The sequence below is a fragment of the Photobacterium sp. GB-36 genome (genome assembly GCF_003026135.1).
Taxonomy (GTDB): Bacteria; Pseudomonadota; Gammaproteobacteria; order Enterobacterales; family Vibrionaceae; genus Photobacterium.
The window spans coordinates 46,359-67,973 of the sequence record NZ_PYNY01000004.1; the positions used below are offsets into that span (position 1 = coordinate 46,359).

At 41.6% G+C, this 21,615-nt stretch carries 18 protein-coding genes; 4 read left to right on the plus strand and 14 right to left on the minus strand.

Features of this window, described 5'->3' with window-relative positions; translation table 11 throughout:
* Positions 1–82: 82 nt before the first annotated feature.
* From fdhF to C9J46_RS05115, 10 genes are all read right to left on the minus strand, one after another.
* Complete coding sequence (gene fdhF, locus C9J46_RS05070) at positions 83–2,227, minus strand: formate dehydrogenase subunit alpha (protein ID WP_107206726.1); 2,145 nt, start codon at positions 2,225–2,227, stop codon at positions 83–85.
* Between the two features lie 55 nt (positions 2,228–2,282).
* On the minus strand, positions 2,283–2,831 hold the full coding sequence (locus tag C9J46_RS05075; protein ID WP_005366157.1) for a 4Fe-4S binding protein: 549 nt from the start codon (positions 2,829–2,831) through the stop codon (positions 2,283–2,285).
* Positions 2,832–3,108: 277 nt separating this feature from the next.
* The gene (hycI, locus tag C9J46_RS05080) at positions 3,109–3,603 is read right to left on the minus strand and encodes a hydrogenase maturation peptidase HycI (RefSeq protein WP_107206800.1); all 495 of its coding nucleotides are present in this window, start codon (positions 3,601–3,603) and stop codon (positions 3,109–3,111) included.
* 32 nt (positions 3,604–3,635) lie between these two features.
* Positions 3,636–4,100, minus strand: a complete 465-nt coding sequence (locus C9J46_RS05085; RefSeq protein ID WP_107206727.1) for a formate hydrogenlyase maturation HycH family protein — start codon at positions 4,098–4,100, stop codon at positions 3,636–3,638.
* Positions 4,093–4,926, minus strand: a complete 834-nt coding sequence (locus tag C9J46_RS05090) for an NADH-quinone oxidoreductase subunit B family protein (RefSeq protein ID WP_107206728.1) — start codon at positions 4,924–4,926, stop codon at positions 4,093–4,095. Before C9J46_RS05090 ends, C9J46_RS05085 begins: the two co-directional genes overlap by 8 nt.
* Positions 4,923–5,471 carry a formate hydrogenlyase complex iron-sulfur subunit gene (locus C9J46_RS05095; protein WP_045132255.1) on the minus strand — a complete coding sequence of 183 codons (549 nt, stop codon included), beginning with the start codon at positions 5,469–5,471 and terminating at the stop codon, positions 4,923–4,925. The genes C9J46_RS05090 and C9J46_RS05095 overlap by 4 nt, the downstream gene beginning before the upstream one ends.
* 8 nt (positions 5,472–5,479) lie before the next feature.
* Complete coding sequence (locus C9J46_RS05100; protein ID WP_107206729.1) at positions 5,480–7,234, minus strand: NADH-quinone oxidoreductase subunit C; 1,755 nt, start codon at positions 7,232–7,234, stop codon at positions 5,480–5,482.
* A 9-nt stretch (positions 7,235–7,243) separates the two neighbouring features.
* Entirely contained in the window at positions 7,244–8,197 is a 954-nt protein-coding gene (locus C9J46_RS05105; RefSeq protein WP_107206730.1) for a respiratory chain complex I subunit 1 family protein, read from the minus strand.
* Positions 8,197–10,131, minus strand: coding sequence for a proton-conducting transporter membrane subunit (locus C9J46_RS05110; RefSeq protein ID WP_107206731.1), 1,935 nt, complete (start codon positions 10,129–10,131; stop codon positions 8,197–8,199). Before C9J46_RS05110 ends, C9J46_RS05105 begins: the two co-directional genes overlap by 1 nt.
* Complete coding sequence (locus C9J46_RS05115) at positions 10,128–10,742, minus strand: 4Fe-4S dicluster domain-containing protein (protein WP_045083233.1); 615 nt, start codon at positions 10,740–10,742, stop codon at positions 10,128–10,130. Before C9J46_RS05115 ends, C9J46_RS05110 begins: the two co-directional genes overlap by 4 nt.
* 291 nt (positions 10,743–11,033) lie before the next feature.
* Between C9J46_RS05115 and C9J46_RS05120 the strand changes: the two genes are divergently transcribed.
* From C9J46_RS05120 to C9J46_RS05135, 4 genes are all read left to right on the plus strand, one after another.
* A complete protein-coding gene (locus tag C9J46_RS05120) occupies positions 11,034–11,687 on the plus strand; it encodes a YoaK family protein (protein WP_107206732.1) in 654 nt (217 codons plus the stop codon).
* A 124-nt stretch (positions 11,688–11,811) separates the two neighbouring features.
* The gene (locus C9J46_RS05125) at positions 11,812–12,984 is read left to right on the plus strand and encodes a MerR family transcriptional regulator (protein ID WP_107290625.1); all 1,173 of its coding nucleotides are present in this window, start codon (positions 11,812–11,814) and stop codon (positions 12,982–12,984) included.
* Between the two features lie 2 nt (positions 12,985–12,986).
* Entirely contained in the window at positions 12,987–13,493 is a 507-nt protein-coding gene (locus C9J46_RS05130) for a GNAT family N-acetyltransferase (RefSeq protein ID WP_107246244.1), read from the plus strand.
* Between the two features lie 418 nt (positions 13,494–13,911).
* A complete protein-coding gene (locus tag C9J46_RS05135) occupies positions 13,912–14,634 on the plus strand; it encodes a hypothetical protein (protein WP_107261229.1) in 723 nt (240 codons plus the stop codon).
* 94 nt (positions 14,635–14,728) lie between these two features.
* On the opposite strand, the gene C9J46_RS05140 is transcribed toward C9J46_RS05135, so the two are convergent.
* The 4 genes from C9J46_RS05140 to C9J46_RS05155 form a co-directional block, all read right to left on the minus strand.
* Positions 14,729–15,775 (minus strand): oxidoreductase, encoded by a 1,047-nt coding sequence (locus tag C9J46_RS05140; protein WP_107261227.1) that lies wholly within the window; start codon positions 15,773–15,775, stop codon positions 14,729–14,731.
* Positions 15,776–15,993: 218 nt separating this feature from the next.
* Positions 15,994–16,941: an FAD:protein FMN transferase gene (locus C9J46_RS05145; protein WP_107261225.1), complete on the minus strand. Its 948-nt coding sequence runs from the start codon at positions 16,939–16,941 to the stop codon at positions 15,994–15,996.
* An 89-nt stretch (positions 16,942–17,030) separates the two neighbouring features.
* A complete protein-coding gene (locus tag C9J46_RS05150) occupies positions 17,031–20,048 on the minus strand; it encodes a flavocytochrome c (RefSeq protein WP_107261223.1) in 3,018 nt (1,005 codons plus the stop codon).
* A 563-nt stretch (positions 20,049–20,611) separates the two neighbouring features.
* Positions 20,612–21,514: an SDR family oxidoreductase gene (locus C9J46_RS05155; RefSeq protein ID WP_233217686.1), complete on the minus strand. Its 903-nt coding sequence runs from the start codon at positions 21,512–21,514 to the stop codon at positions 20,612–20,614.
* Between the last annotated feature and the right edge of the window lie 101 nt (positions 21,515–21,615).

A 21,615-nucleotide genomic window follows, 5' to 3' on the forward strand; every position in this document is an offset into this window, starting at 1 on the left:
ACAATATTCTATCTTGGAAACCTTATTTTCATTAATGGTTTATTTGAATAATAAAATAAACAAATACACTCATTTTTTGTTATTAAGCATTAACAACATGGCTCTTCAAGCGTGCTTTCAAATTACTGTACTCTGTTTGTACGTAATTTTCCGCCCATGACTGATCTTCAATATTTTCTACCTTAACGGCACAATATTTAAATTCAGGTGTGCTTGAAATCGGATCCACATGCTCAATGGTTAATTCATTACATGCACCAATCCACCATTGGTAAGTCATGTATACCACGCCTTTATTTACACGCTCATTATAGTTTGCACGTGAAATTACTTTACCGCGACGTGATGAAACCCAAACCAATTGTTGATCGTCAATACCTAACTGACGTGCATCATCCGGGTGCATCTGCACATAACCCGGTTCATCTTCCAATGTCTGTAATGCAGAACAGTTACCCGTCATTGAACGACAAGAGTAATGGCCTACTTCACGCACAGTAGATAATACTAACGGGTATTGGGCATCTGGTTGCTCTAATGGCGCACGCCATTCCGCAGCAATGAACTGACCTTTACCTGATGGTGTACTGAATTTATTACCTTCAAACAAGAAAGGTGTACCCGGATGATCCTCAGTTGGACATGGCCACTGTACAGATTTTAACCCTTCCATCTTCTCGTACGTTGCACCTGTATATAGTGGTGCAAGGTGACGCATCTCATCCCAAATTTCTTGGGTATTTTGATAAGACATTGGGTAACCCATACGGGTTGCTAATAAACTGAAAATTTCCCAGTCAGGTTTCACGTCTCCCGGTGGTGTAATCGCTTTATAGAAGCGTTGGAAACCACGGTCGGCGCTACTGTATACACCTTCATGCTCACCCCAGCTTGTCGCAGGGAAAATCACATCAGCAAATTCTGCTGTTTGTGTCATGAAGATATCTTGAACAATCACCAATTCCATCTTGCGCATGGTTTCACGCATCGCTGCAAGATCGGCTTCAGTTTGTGCTGGATCTTCACCGAAAACATAAAATGCTTTACAGATCCCTTCCTCAACTTTGTGACCAATTTCTGTTAAGCGGTAACCCGGCTTACCAGATAATTGTACACCCCAAGCCGCTTCAAATTTTGCACGAATGTCGGCATCTTCTACTGACTGATAACCTGGGAACTGGTGTGGCAACATACCCATATCACAGGTACCTTGTACGTTGTTTTGTCCACGAACAGGACCACAACCTACACCTTCACGACCAAAGTTACCGGTTAATAATGCAAGACCGGCTAAACCACGCACAACATCAACAGCTTGTCCGTATTGGGTAACACCCATACCCCAAAGGATCATCGCTTCAGGTGCTGCCGCATAAGTACGTGCCGCTAAACGAATATCTTCCGCTTTTAAGCCTGTTGTTGTTTCAACACTTTCAGGTGTATAACGAGATACAAGTTCACGGAACGCATCAAAGCCTTCAGTGTTATTTGCAACGTACTCTTTGTCGTATAAGTTTTCTTCAATAATGACATTCGCTAACGCATTAACCAGTGCCATGTTTGAACCGTTCTTCAACGCTAACCATTGATCAGCGACACGTGCAGATTCGATCTTACGTGGGTCGCAAACAATGATCTTCGCACCATTAGCGCGAGCCTTAAGAATGTGCCTTGCTACAACTGGGTGAGAATCAGCCGCGTTGTAACCGAATATGAGTAAACATTTTGTTTTTTGAATTTCGGGAATGGCGTTACTCATTGCGCCATTACCTACTGTTGTCTCCAGACCGGAGACTGATGGAGCGTGTCACACCCTGGCGCAGTGATCGACGTTATTCGTCCCTATCACCGCACGTGCGAGCTTCTGCATCACATAGTTAGCTTCGTTACCTGGACCGCGCGCAGAGCCAGTTGTCATGATCGCGTCAGGGCCATATTGCTTCTTGATTGCCATTAGCTTTTCGCCGGCAAAATCAATAGCTTCTTCCCATGAAACCGCTTCTAACGCGGCATCGCGTGTACGGCGGATCATCGGTTGCTTCAAGCGTGGAGTTAATAAATTGGTGTCGTTAAGGAAATCCCAGCCATAGTAACCTTTTAAACACAGTTGACCTTCGTTGGTACGGCCATCTGCAGGCTCTGCTGCAATTACTTTGTTATTTTCGACAACCAATTTTAGTTTGCACCCAGTACCACAGTAGGGACAAACAACAATTGATTTTTTCATACTAACCTTGGGTTGTAATAATAAACGTCAATAGCATTGTGATTAAACAATCACCTTAGCAACCTGTTGCTACTACAGCGCTCATTGCCGCTGCTTCACGTTTTTGTTGGCTAGTTTCAGTCAACGTCTCAGGTTCAATGATTCGAATCGCACCAGTAGGACAAACTTGAACACAAGAAGGGCCTGACTCTTGGTGATGACATAAATCACATTTTAATGCTTGGGTTTGCGGTACTTTGCGCGTAAACAACGCAGCACCTTTTGTCTCTTCAACCATCGTTGTCACCACATTCATTGCACCGTAGGGGCATGCAATAACGCAGGTTTTACAACCGATACAACGAGATTGAATCACTTTGACAAAACCATCTTCTAATACGATGGCGTTATTGGGACAAACCTGAGCACACGGCGCATCATCACATTGACGACACATTACAGGCGTAGTTACATGGGCATTTTTCACGACGGTTAAACGTGGTGCAAAATCCGATGGTGCCATTCCTGCTACCGTATTTTCTGCTTGATGCGATAACGCACAAGCGATTTCACAAGTTCGGCATCCAATACACAAATTTGGATCTGCAAAAACAAATCGGTTCATGGTGTATCCCTTGTTGATGTCGATACATCGCAATACATATCCGCATTGCGATACCTTATAAGCATGAGCTATGCCAGTTTTTACACCTTGAACAGCAAAAACGCAAACTATTAATATTTAAGACAAAAAAATAAAGCCTGATCGAAATCAGGCTTTATTTATAGCAATGAACATGTCTGATATGTATCGATAACCATCATCGACACACTTCGTCACATCTCATCGACACCTTATCGACAGGCCAACGATTAAGCATCGTCACTGTCGCAGTTTACTGCTAACAGTGGGTGAATCCGCCCGAGCCTTGCCAAGTTGGTAATTGTTGATAAATTTGCTCAACACCTTGTTGTACCATTTCCGTTAAAGGGAATGAAAAAGCAACAATCGCAGGCTGTATACCAATGAAGATCACTTCTGGTACAAAGGTCTTTAATTCATCGATTAAGAAATTCAACGGCAAACTGTGGGTCGACACCACATACATATCAACGATAGTCTCAGGATCAATAATTCGTACTTCCCCTGCTTCTTCACCAATATCTGCAGCATCAACCACCAGCACCCGTTTCGGCATTGCTTTACGAATAAGGTGTAAGCAATCCTCAGGCATCGAGCCGCCTTCCAGCACGCTCCAATCCGCTATCGGATTCTCTTTCATCATCTTTGCGAGTAATGGACCAGCACCATCGTCTGCCATCATGCTGTTACCAACCGTCAATACAATATTGCTGACCGACAGATCGACATCGTCATTCGACACCGTTACGCCCATGACAGAAGAGAGGTTAATTTCCTCTAGCACAATTACTGTCCTCCTCGGATCATCATGTACATGGTTGGTTCGCGATGAATATCCCCTAAGGCTGCAATAAACCCATGGGTTAACTGCTTTGACTTCTCACTTTGAGTCGTACTATTAATACCATCAAACGCCAGTGCCAACATGTTTAAATGCTCGGGATAAATCGTGATTTCACCAAACACTAGAAAACCTTTCATTTTACGAAATGCTTCACCGCTTTGGTCTAATCCACTGATCCATTCAAGATACTCATGACCTGAGCATTTCAATACCGCATCTAAGCAATCGACCACACCAAGATGGTGACCAATCGCCAAGCTGTAGTACATAATTTGCTTGGCTTCTTCTGGTACATCGTAGCTTTCATCAACAAACTTGCGACCCAAGCTGTAGAAATACACATTCTGCTCAAGGTGACGAGATTGCGTTAACTCTTCAGGTAAATCGGCAATCTTGCTATTAGGCATTTTCGCCTCCACAGCACGCTTTTTGCTCTGCCCCGCACGCAGGTTGTCCCGTTAATGCAGCCATGGTTTTGCTCAGCAGAATATTCACGATTTCGGTTAAACGTGGATCGTCTTTTTCCGCTAAGTAAGCAGCAATCTTGCTATCAACGTTATCCGCACTACAGGTTGCCAATACATCCATCACTTCATCTGCAATACGTTGGCCTTGAACATAACCGGCAAGTAAGCGGGCTTGACGCTCAATCATCACCTTAATATCCAGTGGAATTTCAGTATGTTTAAGGCTCGCTTTTTGCTCATCAGGATTGTGTGTTTTCGCTTTCAGTTTCTGATCAAGTAGGCCTAATGCTACTGCAAAACCATAAATCGTTGCCGCAGGTGTTGGAGGACAGCCCGGAATGTAGACATCAACAGGTACAATCTTGTCAGTACCGCCCCAAACACAATATAAGTCGTGGAAAATACCGCCATCACAACCACATGCACCATAAGAAATCACAATTTTAGGATCAGGCGCCGCTTCATAAGCACGAAGCGCGGGTGCACGCATTGCGCGAGTCACAGCCCCCGTAAAGAGAAGAATATCGGCATGGCGAGGCGATGCAACAACCTTAATACCAAAACGCTCAGTATCAAATACAGGGGTTGTGGCTGCAAAAATTTCGATTTCACAGGCGTTACAACCACCACAGTCAACACGGTAAACATACGCCGAGCGACGAATCTGCTTAATAAGCGCGTCTTTTAATTTCTGGCTATTAGGCGGTAATGGAACAGGAACAGTTTGGGTATGAGCTGTACCATTTAGCTGTTTAATACCTTTCACATTTCCTCCTCAAGGTAACGTAGATGGCTAACGTTTTCGCTATCTAGCATATTGTTACTGCGACGACACTCAGGACAGGTTTCTAATTGTTGGCGACGTAACTCTAATTGATCAGCTGAAACACCCGTTTGTGCCAAAGTGTCTAGCACATAGTCCAATAGCTTTTTCGCTACAAACGGACGCTCACATTGGCGACAATTCGCCAGTTGGAACACCGCATGTTCGTACAGATCTTCTTTTCGGGTTACCGCTAATTCAAAGTTCTGCGAAAGCTTAATGGCTTTCGTTGGGCAGACTTCTTCACAGCGACCACAGTAAATGCATCGCGCCATCGACAATTCCCAACGGCGTGTACCGGCTTTTTCGTCAGTTTCCATCACCAACGCATTGGCAGGACAAGCACGCATACACGCAGCACAAGACAGACACTGATCTGCATCTAGCTCTGGCTTACCACGGAAGTCTTCATTCACTTCCAATGGTGCGAATGGGTATTTGGTTGTGACTTCACCGGTTTTTAAGACGGTCTTTAATAACTTAAACACAACGCCTCCTACAGCTTAAACGGTGAGTTTTTACGGTCGATGCTGTACTGCTCAATCGCTTTATATGGAATAGTTTTGCTTCGCTTCTTCTTCGTATCGACAATGGTGACACGGTCAGTACATGAGTAACATGGATCTAAACTACCGATAATTAACGGCGCATCAGCAACGGTGTTACCTCGTAACATGTAGCGTAACGTAGGCCAGTTCGCATACGTTGCTGCACGACAACGCCAGCGGAATAGTTTTTGGTTATCCCCTGTCATGCTCCAGTGCACGTTTTCACCACGCGGCGCTTCAGTAAAGCCCAACGCAAACTTATTCGGTACGTAGTTAAAACCTTCAGTGAGAATTGCACCCGGTGGTAGGTGATCAAGGCCGTATTCAACAATATTTAGTGAATCAAATACTTCACGGATACGAACCATCACACGTGATTGCACATCACCGCCGTCCATGGTTTGTAATTCCATTGGAACATCACCGTAAGACTCTAAAGATTGTCCATGAATAATACGTACATCACGCTTAAAGCCGCTAGCACGAATAAGTGGCCCAACAGGGCTGTAATCACGAGCAACTTGCTTCGATAAAATACCTACACCTGCAATACGGCTTTCGATATTAGGTGTTGCTAGAAGCACTTCCACCAACTCAGAAAAGGTTTTGCGTACTTCTTTGACCATCGCAATACCTTTTAAGCGTTGATCTTTAAGAAAATCTCGACGTACACCACCAATTAAGTTCATACCGTAAGTTTTACGGGCACCTGTTAGTAGCTCAGCAAGCTCCATAGTCTTTTCACGGACACGGAAGAACTGCATGAAACCTGAGTCAAAACCAACAAAGTGGCTAGATAAACCAATGTTTAGTAAGTGGCTGTGTAGACGTTCAACTTCAAGTAAAACAGTGCGGATCATCTTGGCGCGGAATGGCACATCAACCGATAACGCATTTTCAATCGTGTTGCTGTAACCCACACTATGGGTAAAGCCACAAATACCACAAACACGGTCCGTTAACTGCGCGACCTCGTGGTAACCCATGCGTGTTTCTGCCAGTTTTTCCATCCCACGGTGAACGTAGAACATACGGTAATCCGCATCAATAATGTCTTCACCGTCAACGAATAAACGAAAGTGGCCCGGTTCATCAGAGGTAATGTGTAATGGACCAACAGGTACAATACGGTTGCTGTCATCACCTAACTGATTATCAAAATTATAAGTTTCAGTTTCTGTGGTAGGTTGCGGACGCTGACGGTAATCCATCGCATCTTTACGTAGTGGGTGGAGATCTTCAGGCCAATCATCAGGAAGGACTAAACGACGTTCATCAGGTAAACCTACTGGACGTAAGCCGTACATATCACGCACTTCACGCTCGCCCCACACAGCAGCAGGAATGGTTGGCGTAATAGAAATAAACTCTTGGCTATTGGCATCAACCAGTACTTTTACCGTTACCCAACTTTTAACTTCCCCTTCCATAGAAAGCGCGTGATAAACCGCAAAGTGACCATTTAAGGTACGCTCGTCATTACCGAATGTAACGGTCAGCCAACCGCCTTGATCGTAATAAAGCCACTTCATCACTTCGACCAAAGAGGTCATTTTTACCGTGATGGTCACTTGATTATCCGTTTGCCACTCTTCATCAATAATGGCTGATGGAAAGAAATGATTCACACCATCGACATACTGTTTGCCAATCCGATTTGATTGCGGTTTAGTGGCATATTGTTCAAATGTATTGTTTGTCATTACTGTTTCTTACCAACCAAAAATTAAAAAGATAAGTGCCAACACGGCCACTAAAAATACAGGGAAAATAGCGCGGTGGATTTTCATAAAGCGGAAACGCGCCATGGTGTTTTCCGCAATACCTGCAATGAAGAAAACCACAAAAAGCTTGATGAATAAGATCACGGTTGCTGAAAATAAGCTGCCGAAACCTAATGATTGGGCTTTACCCCAAGGAATAAAAATCGCAAGGAAGAACTGAGCGACAACGAGCTGTTTTAGACCTAGGCCTAATTTCACCATCGCTAAACCAGCACCTGAGTATTCAGTCACAGGGCCTTCTTGTAGCTCTTGCTCTGCTTCTGCACTATCGAACGGTAATTTACCCATCTCAATAAACAGTGCAAATGCACACACAAGACCTGCCAAGATAATCGCTAATGGCGAATGCCAGCTGTCATTTGCCATCGCATGGCTAATATAACCAAGATCGGTTGTACCCATTGCTAATGCAACAACTACAATCGACAGGATCAGCATTGGCTCAACCAAGATACCAAGAGTCAATTCTCGGCTACTACCTAAGCCACCAAACATACTGTTTGAATCAATACCTGATAACGCAAAGAAGAAACGGAAAATAGCCAATAAGTAAATATCGGTAATAATATCGCCCGAAATAGGGAAAGGTGACACTTGCGTCACGGTTGGCAATGCCATACCGATCAACATCATAGTGATCACCATTACCCAAGGCGTGATCCAGAAAATAAAGCCTGCATTTGACGGTGATACCGACTGGCGCTGCAATAACTTATAAATATCGCGGTAGTCTTGGAGTACTCCCGGCCCTTTACGAGAATGAATTTTAGCGCGAATAACACGGGAAAATCCGGTGGCTAAAGGGGCAAGCAGTAGCATCAATAAAGCCTGAACAACAGCTAGCGTGATCCAACTAGCAGAAGGCATTTCAAGTGGGGACATTAGCAACTCACTCCTGAAATGAAAGGAAAGAACAACACCACAAATAGCGCAGCCGCACAGCACATAATGCAGACTTTTCGACCATCAAGTTGACTACCGTCAGCTACCGCAAATAAATGTGGTAAGACATGACGATCAATCAAAGATTGCTTTGGACGGTTGTCATAAATAAGGCTAAACATATGACGCATTGGACGCGTAATACCTTCGGCAGAAACTGTCATACGCTGCTCATATTGGTAACCACACGCCCAAGGATCACCTTGTTGACGACGTACCAAACGACGTTGACGGAACACATAAAGCAATATCGCTGGAACCAGTGCTAATAGCGCTAGCATAATCGCAATTACAGGGGTAGAGAGGATCGCTTGATCAGCCACTGCTGGATAAACCGCACTGCCTGTTGCAACAGAAACAGGGCCAAGATGAAGAATTGAAGATGCAATATCAGAGAAATAAGGTGCAATCCAAGGCGAGCCCACACCTAATACAATACATAATATCGCTAACATCGTTGTTGCTGTTGTCATGCCAGCGCCCACTTCACGAGTATTCGCCGCTTGTCCTGTTTTCGGTGCACCAGTAAAGCAGATACCGTAAACCTTCACAAAACACATACAAGCTAATGCACCTGTTAGTGCCAGCATTACCATACCGAACGGGCCAAACAACATATTTGCTGCGGTTCCTACTTTACCCATGCTAAATAGTGATTGATAAATAAACCACTCAGACACAAAACCGTTAAACGGTGGCAACGCACAAATCGCTAAGGTACCAATTAAGAACGCAATGGCTGTTTTTGGCATGGTCTTACCCAAACCGCCCATCTTATCCATGTCTTTGGTATGCATACGGTACACAATAGAGCCTGAGCCTAAACACAATAAGCCTTTGAAGATCGCATGGTTTAATAAGTGGTATAAACCACCCAGTAAGCCCAATAGCGCAAGCACTGGATGATGGCTTGCGATACCAATCATACTGACACCGACACCAATTAAGATGATGCCAATATTTTCAATCGTGTGGTAAGCCAATAGACGCTTAATATCATGTTCTGCTAACGCATACATTACGCCTAAAACAGACGATACCGCACCGAAGATCAGAACAAGGAAACCCCACCATAACTGGGTTGCGCCAAGGAAAATAATACTGAATTTTAAGATGCCATAGATACCAATCTTCACCATCACACATGAGATCAAGGTAGAGCAGTACGAAGGCGAAATAGGATAGGCTTTAATTAACCAACCGTGTAAACCAACACCCGCTGATTTAATACCGAAACCAACTAACGCTAATAGGAAGGTTAATGATGCAAAGCCAGCACTTATTGGTGTAGTAGTGAACGCACTAAAGTCATAGCTATGGGCATTTATCGATAGGATCAAAAATGCAGCCATGATCAAAAAGCTAGCAATATGATCGACAATAAAGTAATTCAAACCAGCCTTACGACTTGCCAAACTACCATCGCTGATCACAATCAACCATGATGCGATTGAGACCACTTCCATAAACACCATAAAAGTGATCACATTGGCTGAAATCACTAATACCGTCATTGCCGCAGCAAAGATGTTAAATAGGATATTGATTTTCCAACCCGATTTACCCAGATATTCTTTTAAATAATTAATCGAATAAATAGACGCCGCCATGGTCACTATGGATATTACCACCACCATTAAGGCTGAAAGCATATCCATATTCACCATACAGCGCGTCGCCAGTGCAAAATCGGCTGAGTCATAATGACCCACAATGGTAGACACACCCGCTAAAACACCAAACACGCCACCAAATGCACTAATCACACCCGCCAAACGTAAACTATCACGTTCATCCTTACGACCAAGCCAAGAAATAAGGGCTGCTACACCGTAGCTGATCACAGCAAATAAAACTAAAACTAACGGATTCATTTGTTCATAGCTCCTGATTTCACAGAAACGGCACTGTCAGCCGCGCTTTCACGTTTACTGTGGCGTGCTTTCATCACTTTACTCTCATCAATCAACACAATTGCTTGAGTAGGACAGACTTGTGCACAGGCAGGCCCTTGTTCACGAAAACCACATAAATCACATTTCACTGCGATACTTTTCACGCCCGGTTCCCATGCCAAAATATCTTGACCAAAAGTGCTAGGTATTGACGTTGATGGGTTACTAGAACGAGGAGTAGAAGGGATATAGGTATCGTAACTGTTTGCCATCGCAATTGGTCGACTACCATCAAAAGCGATAGCACCAAACGGACACGCGACTGCACATAATGTACAACCAACACAAAGCGACTCGTTAAGAACAACACGATCTGCTTGTTTAGAAATAGCTTGTACCGGACATACAGCCGCACAAGGCGCGTCTTCACAGTGACGACACATAACAGGTGCCGTAGCATTGTCATGTTTAACCACGGTAAGACGAGGATGGCTTTGCAGTCCGACTTTTTTATGTTCTTCGGAGCACGCTGCCATGCAGGTGCCACAACCGATACATTTGTCGGGATCTGCAACAACAAAGCTTTTCATGATCTTTCCAGTTAATTGCAAAAAGCATCACAAAAAGCAATAATCATACCAATAAGGTATCTTTGTGTTTTATTAGCTAAAGATCATTCACTTATACCTAGCGCGCTCTCCTACTCTTCACTTTTTATTACTACTAAAAGGAAATAAACATAGGATGTTCGCCTATCGACACTGCTATCGACACCTTATTTCGACAGTAGTGTCGACACAAAACCACAAACAAGAAAAAACTGTTTTATAATTGAGCTTCATGCGATGGACATTTACCACCTAACTTTATGAATATGACTAATGATTAAGAAAAAACACCTTCATTCAACCATGCCCTTCTATCTGCTTTTTATTGCAGGTATTGTTGATGCTATTGGCTTTATCCATCTGAAAAATGGCCTGTTTATCTCTTTTATGAGTGGTAACACAACCCATGTGGGCATACTGTTAACCTCAGGCAATACACCACAAGCGTGGCACTACATTGGGGTTATTGTATTATTTGTTTTAGGTGCTGCCGTCGGCGAAGCTATCGCGATAGCTAACAAACCTTTTTATCGCAGTATGATCATGGCGCTAGTCACATTAGTGCTATCAGCAACATTGTTTGTTGAGCCTATCGCTAAACCAATTGTGACCAATTTCTTCTTAAGCTTTGCTATGGGTATTCAAAATATCGCACTGCGATTAACCATTGAAAAATCAACCGCACTCACTTACGTAACAGGTTTTTTGGTTAATACTGGACGTTCTATTGCCATGCTATTAATGGGTGAAGGCGATCGTAGCACGTTTTTTCGCCATTTCAGCTTATGGTTATCCATCTTTCTTGGCGCAATTGCAGGAACACAAGTGATGGATTACTCCTTCAAATATGCATTACTTCTCCCGATCATCTTAAGCTTAATTGCAACAGGCATTTTATTCTGGACCCATGAAATTGCGGATGATTAATAGTTACAGTAACCAATAAAACGAAAAAGCCGACGTGATGTCGGCTTTTTTGTATCTCAAAACCCTTGACCTGTCTAAAGCTTCATAGTTTATAGTTCGCCTATCAATAAAGGGGAAAGCTGCCATGTACCGTATTTCTGAGTTAGCGCAAAAGGTGGGATTAAGTCGTTCCACATTACTTTATTACGAAAAGCTTAAACTGATCACTGGCACACGCTTAAGCAATGGTTATCGTGGCTATACCGACAAAGATGTGCAACGGGTAAAACTGTTACGGCAACTGCAAGCAGGCGGGCTTTCATTGAAAGAGTGCCAATCCTGTTTAGATGCCCAAATAGATCGAGATCTGCTACTTCAACGGCTAAATATTCTTGATGAAGAAATCGCCCAAAAACAGAAAGCCCGTGATTTGCTTTCTGCCATGCTGGGTATAAATTCGATGAAAGAATGGCATCAATCAATGGAATCAGCAGCACCCTCGGCTCACTTAGAGTGGCTAATGAAGCAAGGTTTCAGTGAAAAACAAGCCTTACGATTAAAATGGCTATCAAAAGATATGAACGAACATGAGCAATACATGGCAGACTTTGAAGCGATCTTTGATGATTTAGAACGACTTGGCCCTAGTTGTGATGAAGACTCTCTAAAAGCACTTGAAACATTGCCCATTAAATCTGGTGAAGTGTTAGATATCGGCTGTGGTAAAGGTGTTGTTACTACCTTATTAGCTAAACATGGCGATTTTCATATCACGGCATTAGACAACGATGAATATAACTTAAGTTGTTTAAACGAAGCAGCTATTGAAAACGGGCTTAAACATCGCATCACTTCTGTTTGCGCCAGTATGACCACAATGCCTTTTGAAGAACAACGTTTTGATGTGCTGTGGGCTGAAGGCAGTGCTTACATCATGGGTGTTGAGCAAGCACTAAAACAATGGAAGTCATTAATTAAGACTCATGGTTATTTGGTGATCAGCGACTTAGTGTGGTTAACCGATAATCCAAGCCAAGAAGCGGTCGACTTCTGGCAACAAAACTATCCAGATATGACCACCAGCGCACAGCGAATCAAACAAATGCAGCAAGCAGGTTTTGAAGCGATTAACCACTTTACCCAGAGTGATCAGTCATGGACAAATTACCTAGTGCCATTACAAAACAAGATCGCTCAATTGGATAATCAACATTTCACGTCCAATGCCATTAAAGATATTAAGAACGAAATCCATGTCCATGAGCACTATTTAGATCAATACGGCTATCAATTCTTTGTATTAAAGAAAAAAGGTTAAACATGATCATTCGAGCAGAAAAAGAGTCAGACATTACTGTGATTGAAACGCTAACTTACAGTGCCTTTAAAGATCATCCTCATCATGAAGCGGGGGCAGAGCCAACCGAGCACTTGATCGTTAACCGCCTACGAGATGCTAACGCTTTAACACTGTCGTTAGTCGCAGAAGTAAACAATCAAGTTATTGGTCATATCGCTTTCTCCCCAGTACTGATCAATGGTGAAGCTACAAACTGGTACGGTTTAGCACCTGTATCAGTATTGCCAGAACAACAAGGAAAAGGGATTGGTAAAGCGTTAATTAACGAAGGATTAGCCCAGTTAAAAGAACATGGTGCAGAGGGATTCGTAATATTAGGTGAGCCTGAATATTATGGTCGATTTGGCTTTAAAGCCCAACCAGAATTAACCCTTACAGGTGTGCCAGCTGAATACTTCTTAGCTCTGCCTGTTAAAGGTTCAATTCCGACAGGTGAAGTAAACTATCATCCAGCGTTTTTTGAATAATACATTTAAAAGCCGATGTAATGTCGGCTATTTATATATACTCTCCACCAAAAGAAAAGCCTTTATTATTTAATACTGCCGTAAAAATAAATTTGGTAAAAAACCATTACTAATAACCTTTATATTTTTAAGCTTATTAAGCATTTTCATGACTTCATTTAAAAAACCACTAATTTATTTTCTTATCAAGAATAATTAGAAATATAAAACATAATATTTCGTTATGGGTTATATAAATGCTTGTTTATATATCATGACAATAGATAACAATAAAATACATCCAACATAAAGCAATGATAACTCTATTAAATCAGTCGCTTATATTTAAATTATTCATATTTATTTGCTGATTATATTCTGAGGTCATCAAATATATCTATTACATGACATTTTCCCACATTTTAAAAAAGGTTTTCATATGAAAAAGTTATGCCTATTCGCACTCATTTCCACAATATTAATTGGTTGTGGCGGTGGCGGCGGTAATGACGATAATAGCGGTGGTGGCGGTGGTAACGACAAGGCTACACCCCTTGATCTTGGTAATTTAACATCTGATGTTAAAAAGCAATACGCACAAGTTAACTACGATACTTTTTTAGTTATTACTGAAAGCGCTCTAAATTGTGCAAAGGATCTTAACATTGGCGAAACCGATAATACTTGTGCCGTTATCGATAGTGGCAATCATAACGAAGGTTTGAGTATTGAAGAGATATCAGGGACTTTATCTGTTCAAAAGCAAGCTGATAAGATTCAGATAAGTACTGTTAAAGACATACAATTTCATGCACCTTTAATTAATCAAAACACAAATACTTTTAAACTCAATCAAAATAATATTGCTAACACACAAACAGAAACCAACTTTATTAAAGTACCAGAATCAACGGATCAAGAAACCAATAGTCAAGAAGTCGAATCCGACCAAGTGTATTTAAGTGGTACCTTTACCTTCTCAAATGATAATGGTATCAAAACCGTTGACGCTTTTGCTCATGAATTCTATGGTTTAATTTATAGTCATAATACCAACACAGATGAAAGTCATTTTGTCAGTAGCATATGTCGATTAGTGGGTAAAAATAATGCTATGGTCGACTGGAGTACAGATGAAAACGGTGTAATAAGACCAATCTAATTTTATTAACCCAAAAATTAAGCCAAACTTAAAAAGTTAAGTTTGGCTTTTATTTAAAACTGATTAACATTTTAAATATCTATTGAGGCTATATTTAGACAGCATCTTTAAGTTGAATTTTCTTACCTAAACGGCTGCTTTCCAACGCCAATTCTATTAATTTAATGTTTAACAATGCGTCTTCTGCTTTAACAGGACATGTCGCACCTTGGCGAATGGCTTTAGCTATTTGATGATAATATTCCTGATAACACCCTTTCACTGTTGGCACTGGAATACCGTTTTGCTCATCATAAAAGTGACCATATTGAGAAGGTGATTCTGCTGACCAATCTTCATTCACAGGCTTAATACCAGAAACTAAGTATTGCTCTTGCGGATCAATACCCAGCTTTTCATAACAGCCACCCGTACCTTTAATGGTAAAACGCTTATTTTCGCCAGCACTAATCATGTCGCCATGAAGCACAACAAGGTGAGTTGAGTAATGTAAAAGTAAATGGAAGTAATCAACATTATTAGAGCCTTTACGCGTGACTCTACAATCTGCCGTGATCGCGTCTGGTAATCCAAACAAGGTGATTGATTGATCTAGTAGGTGCGAGCCTAAATCAAACAATATGCCGCCACCATCTGCGGCTTGCTCTTTCCAACGTTCGCGAACCACAGGGCGAAAGCGATCGAAGTGAGATTCAAAATGTTTTAACTCTCCAAAACGTTTTTCATCGATCATTTTTTTCACGGTAAGAAAATCACCATCCCAACGTCGATTGTGGTAAATACTCAGCATTAGCCCCTTTTCTTTTGCTAATGCGATCAGCACTTCCCCATCTTCAACCTTGGTGACAAATGGCTTTTCAATAATGACATGTTTACCATTCTCTAAGGCTGCTTTAGCTAACTGAAAATGGACATCATTTGGCGCGGTAATGATCACTAATTCAGCATCGGAAGCAGTTATCAGCGCTTCTGCACTATCAAAATGTTGAATTAATGGCCAATCTTGTTGAAGTTGTTGTTGCTTACTTGTGCTTATCGCCGTTAGCTCAAACTCTTTTAGGCTTGTAATAAATGGAATATGAAAGGTTTGAGCAGAAAAGCCATAACCAATAACCGCTGTTTTGATCGCTGAGCACGCCATGTTCATTTCTCCATACCGAATAATTGGCAATTGAATAATATCGTTTTATTTGTACAAACACTGACAAACTCAAATACCAGCCAGTCATCTATCTGTGTGAGAAACTTATCATCATGGAGCAATGTAGGAAATGCAACTTACACATTTTTTGTCGTTTTAAGTGGTGAAAACAGAAAAATATAGAGCTGTATTTCTCTTTACTAGTCAAATATTGCTATTTAGCGCATCTGAATAACTGTACCGCTATCAGTAAGGCCGTCGGTGATAACAACGTCACCTTGATTTGAGATCAATACTGCCTCAATGCCTGCCTGACGATTAAGATAAGCAAGCGCATCATCAATGGATGATAAAAAGCCAGCAGTGCTCCATATTTCACCATCAACAGAGAGCTTTGAAATAATCGTCACACTCGCGATATTGGTTGAGATAGGCTTGCCCGTTTGCCCATCAAGAAGGTGATGATATCGCTGCCCATGGTATTCAAAATAACGTTCATTAATGCCAGACGTTACCATTGAATAATCTCTTAAAGGCACAACTCGGCAGATATCGCCACGCGAAGCTGCCAGCGGGTTTTGAATACCGACATTCCATGTTTGTGAAGCATTCTCAGGCGAGTAACCAATGGTCAGTACATTACCACCAAGGTTAATAAAGCCATGCTCGACCCCGTTAGCGGTAAGAAAATCTTTGATCCGATCAGCAAAATATCCCTTAGCGATAGCGCCTAAATCTATCTGCATACTAGCTTGAGAAAGGTATACCGACTGATAGTCATCATCTAGGATAATGTTTGATGGATCGACAAGCTGTAATTTTTCCGCAAGCTCCGCATCGGTGGGTAACTTGGCATCTTTAAAGCCGATATGCCATGTTTTAACTAGTGGCCCAATCGCCACATTAAACGGATTTTGAGGATCGACACTGATCGCTTTTGATTTCTTAATCAGCGCATAAAGATCCGGCTTTACACGGACAGCTCGAATCCCTGCGTAGTTATTGACGCGCATCAGTTCAGATTGCGTCTGATTAACCGTAAAACGTTGAGTAAATTCTTGAAGTTGCAGATAACATTCTTTGATCAATGCTTCACCACGTTCATGATGAACCACAAGATCAATAAAGGTTCCCATCATAGGAAAACGCGTTTTATAACTTGCCATTAACTCTGTTCTCGTTAAATAGTAAAAAGGGAAGCACATGGCTTCCCTTTGTACCCAAGTAACTTCAAGATGCTTGGGTATATATCTAATTAAACGCGGTTAGATACGCTATCACCCGCTATACGACCATAAGTGAAGATATCAATCAACGCATTACCACCTAAACGGTTACCAGCATGAATACCACCAGTCACCTCACCGGCTGCATATAGCCCAGAGATTGGTGTCCCCGTTTTATCCAATACACACGCTTGAGTATTGATCTTCAAGCCACCCATTGTATGGTGAACTGAAGGCTTACGTGGCGTTGCATAGAACGGTGCTTTTTCCACTTTTAAGCCAAGTGCGCCTTTGTGGAATTCAGGATCACGGCCTTCATCAACGTAACTGTTATAACGGCGAATCGTTTCTGTTAACGCTTCGGTCGGTACATTAATTTTTTGCGCTAATTCTTCAATTGAATCCGCTTTAATAATAATACCTTCTTCGATCTCACGCTCAATGGTTTCATCTGTGGTGTTCGCTGCTGTTTGACGGATAGCTTCATCAGCAATCATATAAATCACACCACCATTGTCGAAGAAAGAACGAGAAAGCACGTCTCGACTTTCACATTCATCGACAAAGCGCTTGCCTTGGTTGTTAACAAAGACAAAGTTTTCAGGTGGAACAATAAGACCCGTTAATAACGCACCAGATTTAGGATCACCAATCGGCATTAACTGAACATATTCCATGCCCACTAAATCAGCACCGACTTTTTCACCGATTTCAATACCATCACCAATAAGCGCAGGTGAGTTGGTTGTTTTAATATCGTCGGCAATCTCGTTCCAGTAGTTGTTGTATTTTTGCAGCATTTTGGTGTTAGCACCAAAACCACCAGACGCCAGTACAACACCACAATGAGTGGTTAGCACATATTTTGTACCGTCTGAATGCGTTGCTTTAATACCGACCACTTTTCCATCATCAACAATCAATTCCTCAGCTCGCGCATCCGTAATGATATGACCACCTTGGGCAATTACTTGCTTTTGCAGTTTTTCGACAAACTCAACACCTTTAGGGCGATTAGGTTTGTGCGCTCGACGCCATAGCGCACCAACAGCGATATCCACCATGCCACGGTTAAAGTCGATGCCTTTTTCCGTTAACCAATCAATCGATTCCATTGCACGACTTGTTAACGTCTGTACCAAATCGTATTGACCGTGAATTGGTTCGCCATCAAGGTTAGTACGTTTACCACCTAGGTATGTCTGAATTAGGTGCAGTTCAACGGAATCAAACAGGTAATTTTTGCCACTTTCAGTATCAAGGAAATAGTTAGCTAGTTGATCTTTCAGTTTACGGAAATCTGCAAGATATTCTTCTGCAATGTCTGATTCAGGTGTATCGGCAATTGCTTTAAGATAATCCACTTCACCAGCAATAGCAGGGAAATCTTTTACCCACTTAGGCTCTGCTGCATTCACCCAACCGCCTGTACGTACAGTGTTACCACCAACAACAGGGAATTTTTCTAGCAAGATAACAGATTTACCATTATCTAAAGCAGTAAGCGCTGCACTTAAACCTGCACCACCGCCACCGACAACAACAACATCGACAGTTTTTTCGATAACTTCCGTAGACCATTCAACCGCTTCACGTGCTTTACAACGAAGCGCTTCCGAGTTACCACCCGCTAAATCAACAGCATCAGATACACCGTCAATAACCGCTTGGCTACTCACTGTCGCACCAGAAATCACATCAATATTTAGCGTTTGGCCTTCCATAATTTGTTGTGGAATACGTTCAAACGCAGGGTTAGCAATACCGTCTGACTCTTTTGATGAATCAACGATAATATCGAGGATCTTGTCTTCAGAGAACGTCACCGTTACAGGTAATTTGCCATTATGACCGTAGCCATAAGCGGTGTACTCACCAGGCTCAAAGGTGATCTCAACGTTTTGTAATTCTTTAATACGCTGGTGCTTTAATGCCTCAGCTTTACTATCAACAATCATGTAATCCATGATTTCCCAAAGTGGTGTTGGGATCTTCAGTTGATGTTGTTGCTCAATATCAGCGAACTCGGCACATTCTTCACCATTGATCGCTTTAGTCGCCCATGTTGGCTCAACAAGGAAACCTTTACCCACACTCACCATGTCGTAACCTTGTGCTAACGCTTGATCAGCATCTGAACGCTGAGCGATACCACCAACACCTATTACAGGGATTTTGGCAACATTGTCAGATTTAAGCGCATGGTATTTACGAATAAGTAGTTCTTTATCTTCAGGGTTTACAATCGAATTTCGAGTATAGTTACCCATCGAAAAGTGGAAATAATCAAGACCACTCGCAGCCAACTTATCAAGCAAGTACATGGTATCTTCAAAACGAATACCAGGCTCTTCAATTTCTTCAGGAGAGAAACGGTAACCAATAATGAAATCATCGCGTTGGTGATCAGCGACAACTCTTTTCGCTTCATTTAAAACAGCAAGAGGGAATGTCGTACGTTTTTCAATATCACCGCCCCACTTATCATTTCGACGGTTTGAGTGCGGAGAGAAAAACTGTTGAAGGATGTATGTATTAGCGCCATGGATCTCAACACCATCAAAGCCCGCAACAATTGCACGATGAACAGCATTAGCAAAAGCATCAATCATGAAGCCAATCTGCTCTTTCGTCATTTCAAGTGGTGTTTCTGCATTATCGCGAAGCGCAGCGACAGGACTCGCCGATATAGGTTGATGGCCACCATTGTATTCGCCATTTGCCATACGGCCGGCATGGTAGATCTGAAGAATAGCCTTTGAGCCTTTCTCTTTAATTGCCGATGCTAACTTCTTAAGCCCAGCAATCTTACTGTCGGTATTGATACCTAATGCACCGGGAAATGCTCTACCGTAATTTTCAACAAACGCACTTTCAACAATGACTGCGCCAGCATCGCCAGAGCGAGCGGCATAATAGTCGATCATTTCTTGTGTAACACCACCATCAAAAAATGCAGATTGAATGGTCATTGGTGCCATAACAATGCGGTTTTTGAATTTGGCTTGTGATAAGCCTAATTGAATTTCATCTGTTAATTTATTCACTGATTCATATTCCAATAATAATTAATACTTATATTAAAAATCACTAAATAAGCAGTTAAATTTAAGTAGCTTTTAAAATAAGAACTAAGGCAATTAACTAATATTGAATGAAATTACTACAGCGGTAATTCTCAGTAAAATGATACATCTGCATTTAGTCTATGCATAAAGCACATAAAACCATTAACATTTAAATAAATTCTCTTTCTATTAACATTTAAATTTAAACAAGCAAACAAAATAAGAGAAAAATTTACTTAGTATGAGCAGTTATGAAAAAATAAACATCGTTGAAAATGGATAATATAACTACTATCAACAGCTTAATTTTCACGAAATTGACTAATAATAAAAATAATCAAAAAATGATAAAACGGAGAGTGGTTATCCTACTCCTCAGAAAAAATTGCCGTATTAAAATAGAAATCATGCATATTTTTCTTTAATCTTTATTTTCAAAATTGAATTTCATTATTGGTTGGATTTATGCCTTTGATGACAGTGAATAAAACCAATAATAAAAAAGCTGACATTAAGTCAGCTTCTATTGAAAACGTTGTATGTTAATCAATGAACTTATTATTCTTAGCCCAACGAGTGATCACCTCTTTTGCTAATGGCGCAGGGCCAAAGAAACGTTCTTGATCGCTAATATCAGCAACAAAACGCCCTTTTTTGAAGAACAAGAACATTTCAAGCATGTCATAGCCAAGCTCACTGAATAGTTTGATTGGGCGAACAAGTAATTGGAAAACAAACCATGGCACAGTCCATGTTGATAACTTCTTACCAGTCACTTCACTAATTAATTGCACCAATTCCGCTTGGCTTTTAGCACCATCACTCCAACCTACATCAATCGATTTATTATTGATTTCATCACCTTCAAATGCGGCAGCTTTAGCAAGATAATCAGCTAAATCATCAGTCAAAATGTACGACCACTTGGTCGTTGTATCGCCAATTGCGTAAAAACGACCCGCTTTAAAGCCATCCGCAATGTAATCAGACGTTTGATCTAAAAACGCTGGTGCACGCACAAATACATAAGGAATGCCGACTTGCTTAATCACATCTTCTGCAACTTTTTTAGCATGAAAATGTGGCACGCTCTGCGCTTCATCACTATTAACAATACTCAAGAAAACAAAGCGTTCAATGTTTGCTCGTGCTGCCGCTTCTGCGAGGTTTTTATTGCCTTGGAAATCGGCATCAAGGCTCTCTTTCATATAACCGTTAGCAGAGCTAATCACAACATCCACACCTTGTAATGCAGCATCTAAAGAAGCAGGATCCATCATGTCAGCCTGTACCCACTCTAGCTCTGAAAATTCACCTTTTGGTGCACCACGGCGTGACATCGCTTTAATATCGACGTTTGAATGCTGCATTAAACTACGTAAAATTTTACGACCTAGGAAACCTGTGGCACCAACAACAAGTACTTTCTTCTTTTGAGTTTGCATAATCATTTTCTCGTTAATCTCTGACGTTGAAGCCATGTTATATAATTCTATATTTGGATTAAATACTATAAAATGGAAATGATTGGTTCAAAAATGGGATA

What these genes read in the sequence shown, in the direction of transcription:
- C9J46_RS05075 (WP_005366157.1), bottom strand. Translation starts at nt 2,831, where the DNA reads ATGAACCGATTTGTTTTTGCAGATCCAAATTTGTGTATTGGATGCCGA.
- hycI (WP_107206800.1), bottom strand. Translation starts at nt 3,603, where the DNA reads ATGGGCGTAACGGTGTCGAATGACGATGTCGATCTGTCGGTCAGCAAT.
- C9J46_RS05085 (WP_107206727.1), bottom strand. Translation starts at nt 4,100, where the DNA reads ATGCCTAATAGCAAGATTGCCGATTTACCTGAAGAGTTAACGCAATCT.
- C9J46_RS05100 (WP_107206729.1), bottom strand. Translation starts at nt 7,234, where the DNA reads ATGACAAACAATACATTTGAACAATATGCCACTAAACCGCAATCAAAT.
- C9J46_RS05105 (WP_107206730.1), bottom strand. Translation starts at nt 8,197, where the DNA reads ATGTCCCCACTTGAAATGCCTTCTGCTAGTTGGATCACGCTAGCTGTT.
- C9J46_RS05110 (WP_107206731.1), bottom strand. Translation starts at nt 10,131, where the DNA reads ATGAATCCGTTAGTTTTAGTTTTATTTGCTGTGATCAGCTACGGTGTA.
- C9J46_RS05115 (WP_045083233.1), bottom strand. Translation starts at nt 10,742, where the DNA reads ATGAAAAGCTTTGTTGTTGCAGATCCCGACAAATGTATCGGTTGTGGC.
- C9J46_RS05120 (WP_107206732.1), top strand. Translation starts at nt 11,034, where the DNA reads ATGATTAAGAAAAAACACCTTCATTCAACCATGCCCTTCTATCTGCTT.
- C9J46_RS05125 (WP_107290625.1), top strand. Translation starts at nt 11,812, where the DNA reads ATGTACCGTATTTCTGAGTTAGCGCAAAAGGTGGGATTAAGTCGTTCC.
- C9J46_RS05130 (WP_107246244.1), top strand. Translation starts at nt 12,987, where the DNA reads ATGATCATTCGAGCAGAAAAAGAGTCAGACATTACTGTGATTGAAACG.
- C9J46_RS05135 (WP_107261229.1), top strand. Translation starts at nt 13,912, where the DNA reads ATGAAAAAGTTATGCCTATTCGCACTCATTTCCACAATATTAATTGGT.
- C9J46_RS05140 (WP_107261227.1), bottom strand. Translation starts at nt 15,775, where the DNA reads ATGGCGTGCTCAGCGATCAAAACAGCGGTTATTGGTTATGGCTTTTCT.
- C9J46_RS05145 (WP_107261225.1), bottom strand. Translation starts at nt 16,941, where the DNA reads ATGGCAAGTTATAAAACGCGTTTTCCTATGATGGGAACCTTTATTGAT.
- C9J46_RS05155 (WP_233217686.1), bottom strand. Translation starts at nt 21,514, where the DNA reads ATGCAAACTCAAAAGAAGAAAGTACTTGTTGTTGGTGCCACAGGTTTC.